The sequence below is a fragment of the Symbioplanes lichenis genome (assembly GCF_030709675.1).
GTDB lineage: Bacteria > Actinomycetota > Actinomycetes > Mycobacteriales > Micromonosporaceae > Actinoplanes > Actinoplanes lichenis.
The window spans coordinates 143,412-155,935 of the sequence record NZ_JAUZQD010000010.1 but is presented as its reverse complement, the minus strand read 5'-3'; the positions used below and the strand labels follow the sequence as shown (position 1 = coordinate 155,935).

General features: G+C 70.0%; 14 protein-coding genes and 1 pseudogene. 8 read left to right on the top strand and 7 right to left on the bottom strand.

All coding sequences use genetic code 11. The features are described from left to right. Window positions 1-54 precede the first annotated feature (54 nt). Both RAN62_RS24470 and RAN62_RS24465 read left to right on the top strand, forming a co-directional pair. On the top strand, window positions 55-1,029 hold the full coding sequence (locus RAN62_RS24470) for a hypothetical protein (RefSeq protein WP_305787084.1): 975 nt from the start codon (window positions 55-57) through the stop codon (window positions 1,027-1,029). After that, the gene (locus tag RAN62_RS24465) at window positions 1,026-3,974 is read left to right on the top strand and encodes a 3-keto-alpha-glucoside-1,2-lyase-like domain-containing protein (RefSeq protein WP_305787083.1); all 2,949 of its coding nucleotides are present in this window, start codon (window positions 1,026-1,028) and stop codon (window positions 3,972-3,974) included. Before RAN62_RS24470 ends, RAN62_RS24465 begins: the two co-directional genes overlap by 4 nt. Here the strand turns inward: RAN62_RS24465 and RAN62_RS24460 are convergent. The 4 genes from RAN62_RS24460 to RAN62_RS24445 all read right to left on the bottom strand — a co-directional run bounded on the left by RAN62_RS24460 (window position 3,971) and on the right by RAN62_RS24445 (window position 6,859). Further along, entirely contained in the window at window positions 3,971-4,762 is a 792-nt protein-coding gene (locus RAN62_RS24460) for an isocitrate lyase/PEP mutase family protein (protein ID WP_305787082.1), read from the bottom strand. The two genes, RAN62_RS24465 and RAN62_RS24460, sit on opposite strands and share 4 nt — an antisense overlap. An 11-nt stretch (window positions 4,763-4,773) precedes the next feature. Next, on the bottom strand, window positions 4,774-5,568 hold the full coding sequence (locus RAN62_RS24455) for a phosphotransferase (protein ID WP_305787081.1): 795 nt from the start codon (window positions 5,566-5,568) through the stop codon (window positions 4,774-4,776). Window positions 5,569-5,681: 113 nt separating this feature from the next. Further along, entirely contained in the window at window positions 5,682-6,254 is a 573-nt protein-coding gene (locus RAN62_RS24450; protein ID WP_305787080.1) for a hypothetical protein, read from the bottom strand. A gap of 134 nt (window positions 6,255-6,388) precedes the next feature. Then, window positions 6,389-6,859, bottom strand: coding sequence for an LURP-one-related/scramblase family protein (locus RAN62_RS24445; protein WP_305787079.1), 471 nt, complete (start codon window positions 6,857-6,859; stop codon window positions 6,389-6,391). Window positions 6,860-6,949: 90 nt separating this feature from the next. Here RAN62_RS24445 and RAN62_RS24440 point away from each other — a divergent pair, with 90 nt between their 5' ends. Genes RAN62_RS24440 through RAN62_RS24425 form a run of 4 tightly spaced genes read left to right on the top strand, consistent with a single transcriptional unit; the run spans window position 6,950 to window position 10,951 of the window. Next, window positions 6,950-8,479 (top strand): phenylacetate--CoA ligase family protein, encoded by a 1,530-nt coding sequence (locus RAN62_RS24440; protein WP_305787078.1) that lies wholly within the window; start codon window positions 6,950-6,952, stop codon window positions 8,477-8,479. Continuing rightward, window positions 8,476-8,922 (top strand): DUF4188 domain-containing protein, encoded by a 447-nt coding sequence (locus RAN62_RS24435; protein WP_305787077.1) that lies wholly within the window; start codon window positions 8,476-8,478, stop codon window positions 8,920-8,922. The genes RAN62_RS24440 and RAN62_RS24435 overlap by 4 nt, the downstream gene beginning before the upstream one ends. Further along, on the top strand, window positions 8,919-9,986 hold the full coding sequence (locus RAN62_RS24430) for a GNAT family N-acetyltransferase (protein WP_305787076.1): 1,068 nt from the start codon (window positions 8,919-8,921) through the stop codon (window positions 9,984-9,986). Before RAN62_RS24435 ends, RAN62_RS24430 begins: the two co-directional genes overlap by 4 nt. Window positions 9,987-9,997: 11 nt before the next feature. Next, window positions 9,998-10,951 carry a nitroreductase family protein gene (locus RAN62_RS24425; protein ID WP_305787075.1) on the top strand — a complete coding sequence of 318 codons (954 nt, stop codon included), beginning with the start codon at window positions 9,998-10,000 and terminating at the stop codon, window positions 10,949-10,951. Here the strand turns inward: RAN62_RS24425 and RAN62_RS41235 are convergent. Next, window positions 10,875-11,111 (bottom strand): helix-turn-helix domain-containing protein, encoded by a 237-nt coding sequence (locus RAN62_RS41235; RefSeq protein WP_369077196.1) that lies wholly within the window; start codon window positions 11,109-11,111, stop codon window positions 10,875-10,877. The two genes, RAN62_RS24425 and RAN62_RS41235, sit on opposite strands and share 77 nt — an antisense overlap. Between RAN62_RS41235 and RAN62_RS24420 the strand changes: the two genes are divergently transcribed. Beyond that, entirely contained in the window at window positions 11,038-11,247 is a 210-nt protein-coding gene (locus RAN62_RS24420; protein WP_305787074.1) for a VOC family protein, read from the top strand. The genes RAN62_RS41235 and RAN62_RS24420 overlap by 74 nt on opposite strands. A 72-nt stretch (window positions 11,248-11,319) precedes the next feature. On the opposite strand, the gene RAN62_RS24415 is transcribed toward RAN62_RS24420, so the two are convergent. Further along, on the bottom strand, window positions 11,320-11,628 hold the full coding sequence (locus RAN62_RS24415; RefSeq protein ID WP_438874541.1) for a VOC family protein: 309 nt from the start codon (window positions 11,626-11,628) through the stop codon (window positions 11,320-11,322). Beyond that, window positions 11,616-11,703, bottom strand: a pseudogene (locus RAN62_RS41415) (VOC family protein); the annotation flags it as partial. The gene RAN62_RS24415 and the pseudogene RAN62_RS41415, both read right to left, overlap by 13 nt. Window positions 11,704-11,726: 23 nt before the next feature. Between RAN62_RS41415 and RAN62_RS24410 the strand changes: the two are divergent. Continuing rightward, complete coding sequence (locus RAN62_RS24410) at window positions 11,727-12,479, top strand: class I SAM-dependent methyltransferase (protein WP_305787072.1); 753 nt, start codon at window positions 11,727-11,729, stop codon at window positions 12,477-12,479. Window positions 12,480-12,524 lie beyond the last annotated feature (45 nt).

Genomic DNA, 12,524 nt, shown 5'->3' with positions numbered 1-12,524 from the left:
CAGGCGGGAACCGGTTTCTTCCGTTCGAGTACTTCCAGTCGTAGGAGTCGCACCATGCGTCGTACCGGGAAACTGGCCGCGGTGACCGCCGCGGCCCTCACCGCCGGGGTGCTCGTCAACGCCCCGGCCGCGAATGCCGACCTCGTCACCTACTGCATCGGGACCGGCGGAGCCGTCACCGTGCCGAACGACCTCTACGTCCCGGCCGGCGAGTCGTGCGCGCTCACCGGCACGATCGTCACGGGCAACGTCAGCGTGGCCGCGGGCGGCAACCTCGTCGTCTCGGGCGGGCGGGTCGACGGTCAGGTCAGCGTGGCCGCCGACGGCTATCTCGACCTCAAGCAGAGCACCGTGCGCGGCGAGGTGACCCTCGCGTCCGGCGGCTACGGCGTCTATCTGAACGACAGTGACACCGGTTCCCTCGCCGTGCGGCCGAAGGGGTCCGCCACCGTCGACAGCTTCCTCTTCGCCGAGAAGGCGAGCGTCGACGGCAGCGTCAACGCCCAGGCCGGCGAGGTCTACCTCGACGACGGGACGCAGGTGACCGGCTCGCTGTCGACCACGGGCACCTACTACACGGACCTGCACGACTCGTTCGTCGACGGCGCCCTCTCGGTGCTCAACAGCGCCACCGGCAGCGTGGTGTGCGGCAGCGCGGTGCGGGGCCGGGCGACGTTCTCCGGCAATCTCGGCGGGGTGCAGGTCGGACCCGGCGGTACGCTCGACAGCTGCGCGTCCGGCGGCTACTTCAACGCGGACGTGAGTATCACCAACACCACCGGGGCGACGTCGGTGGCCGACACGATCATCAACGGATCGCTGACCGTGCAGCGGAACACGCCCGCCGCGACGGTCGCCGCGTCGAACCGCATCCGCGGCGGCGTCATCGGGGACTCGGCCGCGGCATCGAAGTCCGCACGACTGGCGGTGGCCGACCGCGAGGAGAAGGGCGAGCAGCGCGCCGACCAGCGTCGCGCGGCCGCGGTCTCCGAGGCTGTCGCCGCCGGTGACGCGGGGCTGGGCCGGTGAAGCGCCTCGTCGTAGCGGCCGTCTTCGCGGCGACGTTCATCGCGGCCCCGGCCTACGCCGCCGACCCGCCCGCTCAGGAGCCGGGTGTGACGCTCCGGACGTACGACATCGGGGTGCCCGCGAGCAAGGTCTGCGAGCTGAAGCCGGGGCAGACGCCCAACGTCGACAAGCTGATGCCGACGATCGACTGGACGACGGCGGACCAGTTCGGGCAGGAGGACAACTTCGTCACGCACGCGCTGGCGAATCTGACCGTTCCTGGAACCGGTTCCTACACGTTCCGGCTGACGAGCGACGACGGCTCGAAGCTCTTCGTCGACGACGCTCTCGTGATCGACCACGACGGGTTGCACGGCGCGGAGCCCAAGGACGGCACGGTCAATCTGACGGCCGGGCTGCACCCGTTGCGCGTCGAGTTCTTCGAGAACGGCGGCGGCCAGCAGCTCACCCTCGCGTGGCGGCCGCCGGGCGCGGACGACTTCGCGGTGGTGCCGACCAGCGCGCTGAGCACCGACGCCGGCGTCGTGCGGGTGACCGCCCCCGGACGCAAGGAGTGCGCCGCCGGCACGGACACCCCGGGCGACGGGCTGCCGCTCACCGCCGTGCATCCGGGCTACGACCTGACGAACCTGCGCCCGCCGGGCTTCGAGCCGCAGGTCTCCGGCATGGCGTGGAAGCCGGACGGCACGCTGGTCATCAGCACGTGGGGCGGTTCGGACAAGCTCGAGGGCGAGGTCTACCTGGTCAAGAACGTGACCGGGAAGACCGGGCCGGGCAGTGTCACGTACAAGAAGATCGCCGGTGGGTTGAAGGAGCCCATGGGCGTGGCCGTGGTCGACGGCATGGTCTACGTGTCGCAGAAGCACGAACTCACCGAGTTCCGCGACACCAACGGCGACGAGGTGCTCGACGCCCAGCGGACCGTGGCGGTGTGGCCCTTCGGCGGGAACTTCCACGAGTTCGCGTTCGGGCTGCTCTACAAGAACGGCAACTTCTATCTGAACCTGTCGGTCGCCATCAACCTCGGCGGCGCGACGACCGATCCGCAACCGGTTTCCGGGCGCGGCACGAGCATCGTCGTCAATCGCAAGACCGGCAAGGTGACCACGGTCGCGGGCGGCCTGCGCACCCCGAACGGCATCGGCTGGGGGCCGGGCGGCAAGCTTTACGTGACCGACAACCAGGGCGGGTGGCTGCCGTCGAACAAGCTGCTCCGGATCGAGGAGGGCGCGTTCTACAACCACTACACCAACCCCGACGGCCCGTACGACTCCCAGCCCGTCACGCGTCCCGTCCTGTGGCTGCCCCAGAACCAGATCGCCAACTCCCCGAGCACGCCGGTCCTGCTGAGCTCCGGCCCGTACAAGGGGCAGATGTTGATCGGTGATGTCACCTACGGCGGCCTGCAGCGCGCGGCGCTGGAAACGGTGCACGGCGTCGAGCAGGGCGCGGTCTTCCGGCACACGCAGGGGCTCGAGGCCGGCATCAACGAGGTGTCGATCGGCCCGGACGGCGCTGTCTACGTCGGCGGGCTCGGCGCGGACGGCAACTGGGGTCAGGAGGGCAAGCTGCGCTTCGGGCTGCAGAAGCTGACTCCCAACGGTACGAACGTGTTCGACATGAAGACGATGAAGGCGACCGCCACGGGCTTCACCATCGAGTACACGAAGCCGTTGTCGGACGAGACGGTGGCCAAGCTGCCCACGGCCTACCAGGTGTCGCAGTGGCGCTACGTGCCGACCGCGCAGTACGGCGGGCCGGAGGTCGACCAGGAGACGTTGCAGGTGACCAGGTCCAAGGTTTCCAGCGACCGCAAGACCGTGACGCTCACGGTGGCCGGCCTGCGCCGCGACCGGGTGGTACACCTGCGTTCCCCCCGCCCGTTCGCCGCACGTGACGGCGAGACGCTGTGGAGCACCGAGGCGTGGTACACGCTCAACGAGATCCCGGGCGCGCAGGCTCAGCAGGTCTTCTACGAGGCCGAGGAAGGCAACCGGGAGGGCGGCGCGACGCTGGCGACCGACCACCGTGGTTTCTCGGGAATCGGTTTCGTGGCCGGTTTCGGCAACCTGAACGCCTCGAACACCACGTTCGTCACCGTCGACAAGGCCGGCGACTACTCGGTGGGGCTGCGCTACTCCAACGGTCCCGACCCGTTCAGCGGGACGAAGACGGTCAGCGTCCACGTCAACGACCGCAAGATCCAGCAGGTGTCCCTGCCGACCACGATCACGTGGGAGGACTGGGCGACGGCGTACACGACGCTGCGCCTGACCAAGGGCGTCAACAAGATCACGTACCGGGTGGACGCGCTCGACACCGGGCACGTCAACCTGGACCTGATCAGCGTCCGCACGCCGGGCCGGCGCATCACGCTCTTCGACGGCCACGGCCTGGACAACTGGCAGCACACCGACGGCCGGCGCCCGCAGTGGCCCGCGGTGGACGGCGGCGCCACCGAGGTCTGCTGCGGTGACCTGCGCACGAAGGAAGCGTTCGGCGACTACAAGCTGCACGTCGAGTTCAAGGTTCCGCTGCTGCCGCCGGAGGTGACCGGTCAGGACCGCGGGAACAGCGGCGTCTACCAGCAGGAACGGTACGAGCTGCAGGTCCTCGACTCGTACGGGGACACGACGCTCGCCAACAACGAGGCCGGCGCCATTTACACGGTGAAGGCGCCGGACGTGAACATGGCCAAGCCGCCGGAAACGTGGCAGACGTACGACGTCACGTACCGGGCCGCCCGCTACGACGCCGCCGGCGCGAAGACCGCGAACGCGCGGATCACGGTGATCTGGAACGGCCGCAAGGTCCACGACAACATCGAGATCCCGAACGGCACCGGCGGCAACATCCCGGAGGGCCCGTCGACCGGCGCCATCCGCCTGCAGGACCACGGCAACAAGGTCCAGTACCGCAACGTCTGGATCGAGCCGGTCCGCTAGAAGGCCGCGTCGCGCAGGGGGCGGGTCAGTGCCTGGTCGAGATAGGTGCTGGTCCCGCTCTCCTGCAGCTCCCGGGCGGCGGTGACGAGGGCGCCGTAGGCCGCCCAGGCCAGGCTGCCGCCGCTGGACACTCGGCGGACGCCGATCTCGGCGAGCTGCGGCACGCTGGGACCGTTCCGGAACGCCAGGACGTTGACGGCCACGCCGGTCTCGGTGACCACGCGGGCGATGTCGCCGAGGTCGGTCAGCCCGGGCGCGTACACGCAGGCCGCCCCGGCGTCGCGGTAGGCGATCAGGCGCGCGATCGTGTCGTCGAGGTCGTCGATGCCGTAGAGGTGGTTCTCCGCCCGCCCGGTCAGCACGATGCCGTGGCGGGCGGCTTCCTCGGCCGCGGCGGCGATCCGTTCGGTGGCCACGGCGACGGGCAGGATGCGTTCCGTCGCGGGGTCGTAGTCCTCGATCGACACACCACTGGCACCGGTTTCAGCGAGCATCAGTACGGTGTCGGCCACCCCGCGGGGACTGTCGGCGTAGCCGCTTTCGGCGTCCACGGAGAGCGGGATGCGTACGGCTGCGGTCAGGGCAGCGACGTGGGCAACCAGCTCGTCGCGCGTGACATGCTGATCCGCGCGGCCCAGCGCGGCGGCGAAGCCGGAGCTGGTCGTGGCCAGGGCCGGGAAGCCGAGCTCCTCGAGCAGCCGCGCCGACGCCACGTCCCACGGGTTCGGCAGCACGAAAGTGCCGGTCTGATGCAGCGTACGGAAGGCAGTGCGCACGTCTTCGGTCACGGAGCGCGAGCTTACCCGTCGGGGCCGGGTCGGCGGGTCCAGAAATAGTCCGGAAGCGATTCCACGTCGGTGGCGGATCGCTCGATGTAACCCGCCACCGGCAGCAGCGCGGTCGCGGCCCGGTCCCCCGCTGCTGCCATCCTGCGCATCGCGGCGGCCTGGCGCCGGGCGCGCCGGACGATCGCGCCACCGAAGGCGTGCCGGTCGCCCTCGTACCCGTAGGCGTCGAGCAGCAGGTGCAGCCGGCGTGAGCGGTCCTGACTGTGGTGGAAACCGATTCCCGCCGCCACGTCAGGCGGGCACAACGGCACCCACCAGAGCGCCGCGAAAGCCAGGTCGAAGTCACGCGTCGACGGGCCCGCCGTGTCCCAGTCGAAGAAGCCGGCCAGCCGCTCGCCGTTCACCACCGCCGCGTTGTACGGGGCCGCGTCCTGATGCCCGATGACCTGTCCCGGTTGCAACCTGCCGCCGGTGAACCACCGCTCGTCCGCCGGTGGCACGAAACCGGCCGTCACGTCGTGCACGCGCCGCAGCCATTGGCCCACCTGAATGAGGATCCCGTCCGTGAACGCCCACGCCGGCCACGGAAAGCGGCCCGCAGCCGTCTCGCCCGGCAGAAACGTCAGCATTTCGCGGCCCTGGTCGTCGAAGCCGAGGGCCCGGGGAGCACCGTCGAAGCCCGCCGCCTCCAGATGACGCAGCAATGCGTGCACGGTCGGGGTCCAGGGCGAGGCGGCCTTGTGGACGACGTCACCGATCCGGACGGCGCCGACGGTGTTGCCGCCCGGCAGAGTCTCTTCGGTCATAAATGGTTCATAGACCCCGGCGCCGGACGGCAACACCGGATTTACGCATTGCCTGACCTCGATCCGACACCAGCGGCACCCCGGCCCTGGGACCGGGGTGCGGCGCATCGTCGTCAGTCGAGGATCGGCAGGGTGCTCGGGCCGTTGTCGACGAAGGAGAAGGTGGTCTTCAGCGGGGCGTCGCCCAGCTCCTCGGCGATGAGGCCGGAGCGGCCGAAGTACTGCAGGAAGGCGTCGCGGCTGCTGATGGCGTAGGTCGGCCGGCCCGCGGAGTCGGTGGCGTCGAGCTTGGTGATGGTGAAGTTCTGGCCGGTGCGCCCGGCGTCGCACAGGGCGGCGACCACGGTGAGGGGATTGCTGCCGTTGTTCTTGAGACCCATGCAGGCGGGCTCGCCGCTGGGGTCGGCCTTGGCCGTTTTGATCAGCCACTTGGCGCCGTTCGGAACGAGCACGAACAGGCTCTTGTCGGACTCGCCGTCGGTCAGGTTGAGACGGCCGCGGGCGTCGACGGCGAGAATCGACTCGAACTCCTCGACCGGCTTGATGACGACCTGCCGCTTGCCGGCGAGAATGTCGCCGTCCGTTGCCGCGGAGGCGGAGGCGGGAGCTGCTGTGGCGGGGGACGTCCAGGCGGCCTGAGACAGGACCAGGCCGCCGGCCAGGACGCCGAGCACGAGCTTCTTCACGGGAACTACCTCCAGGTCGGAATTGCGCTGACCTGGTCAACGATGGTGGGCTTCCGGCCCTCCCGGGCGAATCGCCCGGCGTCGTGGCACGAACCCGGGAGAGGATCACCCGGCTCTCGCGGCGGCCGGCTGCGTCAGCCGCCGCCGTTGCTGCCCGCGGCGGCTGACTGGGAGGCCTGCCAGAGGGCGATCTGCACGCCCACCACGAAGATCTGCACCGGCAGCGGCACCCCGGGCAGGTCGGCCTCGATGGATCCGGACCACGCGCTCGTCCGGCGCATCGACCCCGCCGCCACGCCGCCGACGAGGAGCTCCTGGCGGTTGCCCCACAGCGAGGCGCGGCGGAACTCGTACGTGCGGCCGCCGGAGACCACGGTCCAGTGCTTGCGCCCGGCCCGCTCCACCCGGGCGACCTCGTTGTCCGTCTCGTCGCGCATCGTGAACCGGCTGCCCCAGGCGTTGGCCCGCACCTGATAGCGCCGGCCGTCGACCTCGAAGCCCCCGCCGGTACGCCACCACGACGGGTCCCACGTCGCCACGGGCTGCCCGTCGGCGGTCAGCTGGTAGCGGCGGGCCCACATGCTCGTCTTCTCAGCTGTCAGCATGTGACCGAGGGTAGAGCACGCGGGGTACTCAGGCCCGTCTGAGTACCCGCGCGGGTGTGCCTGACCAGAGACTTTCCTAGCGTGAAGCGCGTGATCGGAAGCTTCGTACGGCAGTGGACGCTGCGGCTCGGCAGTCACGCGGTGAGCGGGCTCTACGCCCTCCATCGGGTGCATCCGGCGGTGTGGCGGTTCACGGCCCGGCACTACCGGCCGGGTCTCGGGCGCTTCGCCCGGTTCAACGCGTGGATGACCTGTCAGTTCGCGGCATTGGACGTGCCGGCCTACCGCGACTTCCTGGAACGCCACGGGTGGCGGTTCCAGTGGTTCCGGTTGAGCAGCTACCCGCCCACGGACAAGGAGTCGTACGTCAAGGCGTACCCGGAGCACGAGCGGTGCCGCCACGGCGAGCTGAGCATCGCCGGCAGCGTGGTCGACGAGTCGTCCGGGTCGTCCGGGCAGCCGTACAACTGGGTGCGCAGCCGGCGCGAGCTGCGGTCGGTGCACAAGAATCTGGCCGCCTACGCCACGATGATCTTCCCGGGCCGGAGGCGGTTCGTCATCAACGCCTATTCGATGGGCGCCTGGGCGACCGGCACGAACACCGGCATCGCGATGGCCCGGATCGCCATGGTGAAGAACACCGGCCCCGATCTGGCGAAGATCATCGACACGTTGCGCTACTTCGGCCCCGGCTTCGAGTACGTGATCGCCGCTTACCCGCCGTTCCTGAAGCGGCTGCGCGACGCGCTGGACGCCGCTGACTTCCCCTGGGACCGGTTCCAGATCTCCGGGCTCGTCGGCGGCGAGGCGATGACCGAGGCGCTGCGCGACTATCTCGAGGAGCGGTTCGCCAAGGTGCGATCGGGTTACGGGGCCAGCGATCTGACCATCGGCATGGCAGGTGAAACCGATTTCAGTGTGTGGCTGCGCCGCCGGTTGCGTACGGACGAGGGCCTGCGCGCTGCCCTGCTGGGTGAGGGTGAGGACCGGTTGCCGATGGTGTTCCAGTACAACCCGCTCGAGACGTACCTGGAGACCACGGCGGCCGGCGAGGTCCTGTGCACGATCAACTCGATGGCCGTCGTCAACCCGCGGGTGCGCTACAACATCGGCGACGAGGGCCGGCTGGCGACGCTGCCCGAGGTGCTCGCCGCCATCACCGATCCCGGGGCCCGGGCCGAGGCGGAGGCGGCGCTCGCCGTGGACGGGATGCGGTTGCCGCTGCTGTTTCTGTTCGGGCGCAAGGACAGCACCGTCTCGTACATGGGCGCGAACATCTACCCGCAGGACGTCGAGTACGGGCTCTACGCCGGCAACCCGTACGCCCATCTGCTCGAAGGTTTCTGCCTCGAGCTGCGTGAGCAGGCCGACCTGGAGAGCCGGCCGATCGTGCACCTGCAGCTGCTGCCGGACGCTGTCGTCGACGGGGATGAGCTGGCCGCTCTCTGCCGCGACGGGGTGCTGCGCCACCTGGCGACGGCGAGCCGCGACTTCGCCCAGTCGCTGGAGGAGGACGCCGCGGACCTGCGGGTCGAGGTGCACGGGCACGGCACCGGCCCCTTCGCCGGGGCCTCTTCGAAGATCAAGAACACCTATCTCGTACGGGGGATCAGCGCATGAGGACGACCGACTTCTCCGCCGCTCCGCCGCAGGGGCAGGCGGGCGCCATGTTCATCGGGGCCACCCGTTACACCGGGCCGCGCGCCATGCTCCGGACGATCCGCACGTGGGGTCCCATGATCCGGCGGATGAAACGCATGCCGGGCTACCGCTGGCACACCGTCTACTACCGGTTCCCGTTCACCCTCGGCACGATCGCCTTCTTCAGCGACCGGGACGCGATGCTCAAGTTCGCCCGCAGCAAGCACCACCGCGACCTGATGTGCTGGCTCACCGACGACGACGCCCGCAACGCGACGGCCGGCTTCATCCGCCTCTTCACCGCCGAGCCGCACGGCTACAGCAACGGCATCTGGCGCGCCGAGGACGGCAGCATGTCGCACATCCCGGCGTGGACCCCGCTGTCCACGGAGAGCTCCGGACCGGCGGTGCACCGGTCGTGAAAGCGATTCCCGTCCGTTCCAGCGCGGACTTCCGGGACTTCCTCGACCTGCCGCTGCGGCTGCACCCGCGCGACCGGTACGTGCCGATGCCCGCCCCGGTCGTCGCCCGCCAGCGCCGGGCCGCCCGGCTCTTCCTCGTCCGCGACGCCCGGGGCCGGACTGTCGGGCGCATCAGCACCCATCGGGACGCCGCCTTCGACGCCAAGGCCGGGCCGCGCCAGCTCTTCGGGCACGCCGAGTTCATCGAGGACGACGAGGTGTTCGCCGCACTGCTCCAGCCGGTGCTCGCCGCGGCGGACGGGCGCGCCCTCTTCGGCCCGGTCGCCTTGCTGCCGAACCAGACCGGCGGGGTCATCACCTCGGGCTTCGAGCACCGCGGTTTCGTCGACTCGGCCTGGAATCCGGCGTACTACCCGGCTTTCTACGAACGGCACGGCTTCACGCGGCGCTTCGAGGGCGACACGTGGATCGTCGATGTGCCGGGCTCGGCGAGCGATTTCCACTTCGACGATGCACGAATGGCCGCCGAAGGGCTGGTGATCCGGCACGGCAGCCGGCGCGGATTCCGGGCGCAGCTGCCGATCCTGCGAGAGATGCTCAACGCCAGTTTCGCGCAGCTCGGCTACTACACGGACATCTCGGCCGGGCAACTGGCGGAGCAGACCGACGGGCTGGCGTACCTGCTGGACGAGGGTCTGTTGCTGTGGCTTGAGAAGGCGGGCCGCCCGGTGGCGTTCGTGATAGCGGTTCCCGACGTTTCTGAGTTCTTCATGCGGACGGGCGGCCGGCTCGGGCTCGTGTCGCAGCTGCGGCTGCTCGTCACCCGGGCGCGGCATCGGCGGGACGCGGTGCTCGTCGTCAAGGGCACGGTGCCGGAGGAGCAAGGCCGGGGGTACGCCACTTTGCTCGCCCGGAACGTGCACCGTCATCTGGAAACGAGTGGGTACCGGTTCCTGCGCAGCACCTTCGTGGAGCGGGACAACGGGGCATCGGCCGCGTCCTACCGGCGCGCCGGAGGGCGGCCCTTGCACGGCTACACCTTCTACGAGAGAGGTGCGGCATGAGTTGGGTTGACGTGCTGCGCGCGCGTGAAACCGATTTCCGGCGGGCGCCCAGCGCGCACAACACGCAGCCGTGGACGCTCGACTACCGCGCCGACGAGGTCGTCATCGGCACGGATCCGGCTCGGGCGCTGCCGGGATCGGACCCGACCGGCCGGGATCTGGCGCTGGGTCTGGGCGCGTTCACTGAGGCGTGCTTGATTGTCGCCGCAGATGTGGGATTGTCCGTCGCCTGCGATCTCGGCGACCCGCACCGCATCCGGCTCGTTGCGGCGCCGGCTCGCTACGCCACGACGTTCACAGCGGCGGAGGTTGCCGCGCGGCGAGTGGCGCGGGGTGCGTACACGCCGGGGGTGGTTCTGCCGGAGAGCGTGCCCGGGCTGGACGCGGGGCTCGTGCATCTGCCCAGCCGGGCCCTGGCCGCGGATCTCGAGGTGGCCGACCGGTGGCTGTTCGGAACGCCGGCGTCCGCTCGTGAGCTGCGCGAATGGTTGCGGCTCGACCCGGCCGACCCGCGGTATCACCAGGATGGGCTGACCGACCGCGCGCTCGAGCTGAACCGCTTCGAGGCGCGGGTGCTGGGCATGGCGCTCCGGGCGTACCCGATGATGTCGCGGCTCGGTGGCCCCGCTCTGCTGGCGGCGTCCGGCCGGGGTCTGCTGCGCTACGACGGCAGCGTGTGGGTGCTCACCGCCCGCGGAAGCAACAGCGAAATGGGGCGCGGGATCGATCGCGAGCGCGACCTGCGGCAGGACGGGCGCCGACTGTTGCGTGTCTGGCTGACGCTGGCCCGGCACGGGCTGGCCGTGCATCCGCTGAGCCAGTTGCTCGACTGCCCGGCGACCGCCGCCCGGCTCGCCGAGCGGGTGGGGGCTACGCCGCTGGCCGTTTTCAGGGTCGGGCGTCCGGTGCGGGAACCGGTTTCATCGTTCCGGTTGACGCCGTCAGCGCGAAGCTTGCTTCGATGAGGGTGTCGGTGGCGTCGAGGGAGCGGCCGGTCAATTCTGCGAAGCGGCGCAGGCGGTAGCGCAAGGTGTTGACGTGGACGGGAATCGTGGACAAGATCCTCGACGAACTGCGCCGCCGGGGCGTCGACGTCGTCAACGAGCCCTTCGAGATCGAGGACATCAGCGCCCGGCTGGCCTTCTTCCGCGATCCGTGGGGAACATGTTCGAGCTCTCCCAGCGCATCGGCTGATCCGCTCGACCTTTACAGCATGAGCCGCTCGACCCGGAGCGGAAGGCGAGCTGACCGGAACGGCTGATGCGCCGGCCGGGAAAGGTTTCGCGCTGTCCGAAACAGGTCGCGGGCCGGCTGGAGCCGGATAGCGGGCCGCTCAGTCGAGGCAGAACTCGTTGCCCTCGACGTCCCGCATGACCAGGCAGGACTCGTTCTCCTCATCGGCGGGCAGGAGTCGCACGCGGGACGCGCCGAGGGCCTCCAGCCGGGTGCCCTCGGCCTCCAGCGCGGCCAGGCGCTCGGCGCCCTTGAGGCCGGTGCCGACCCGGACGTCGAGGTGCACCCTGTTCTTGACGGTCTTGCCCTCGGGCACTCGCTGGAAGAACAAGCGCGGGCCGGCGCCGGTCGGATCGTGGCAGGCGGCCCATTCCTCGTCGGCGTCGGCTGCCGGGATGTAGCCCAGCACCTCGCACCAGAAGCGGGCGACCCGCGGCGGCTCCGCGCAGTCGAAACTGACCTGAATCTGCCTGACCGACGCCATGGACGCAGCTTAGTGTCTCCCGCATGGACGAGGTGACCCGAGCCAATCGCACCGCCTGGGACAACGCTTATCAGCATTCCTATGTCGCTCCGACGGGAGAGCCGGCACTCCTCGCCGCCGAACACGATCTGTTGCGCGACATTCTGGCGACGCGACCCATGGTGGTTCACCCGCAGAGCGGCAACGGGCAGGACGACATCGCCCTGGCGCGTGCGGGCGCTCGCACGGTGATCGGCATCGACTACAGCGCGGTCACCGTTCGGGAGACCCGGCGCCGCGCCGTCGCGGCCGGTGCCGCCTGCTGCTATCTCCTGGGTACGGTTCCCGGCGTTCCCTTGGCCGACAGCTGCGCCGATCTCGTCTACACCGGCAAGGGCGCGCTGATCTGGATGCCCGACATCGACGCCTGGGCCCGGGAGATGGCCCGCCTCGTGCGACCGGGCGGCCATCTGTTCGTGTACGAGAGTCATCCGGCGACCGAACTGTGGACCCGGGAGCCCGACCGGGTGCGGATCCGGCCCGACCGCAGCTATTTCGGCCGTTCCTTCGTCTGCGACGACGACAGCTTCCCCGCCCACGGCGCCGTCATGTGGCAATGGACGCTGGGTCGCACAGTCACCGCGGTGGTTCGCGCGGGTCTGGAGATCCGGCACCTCGAGGAGTACCCGGAGCCGTTCTGGCGCATGGGTGGAATCGATTCCACCGCGTTCCAGGGCCGGCTGCCGAACTCCTTCGCCCTGCTCGCCCGCGCCACCGACGATGGTCTTAGGGGTTGACGGCGAGCGCCGGATGACGGGCGGCGAGCGTAACGATCGTGCCGG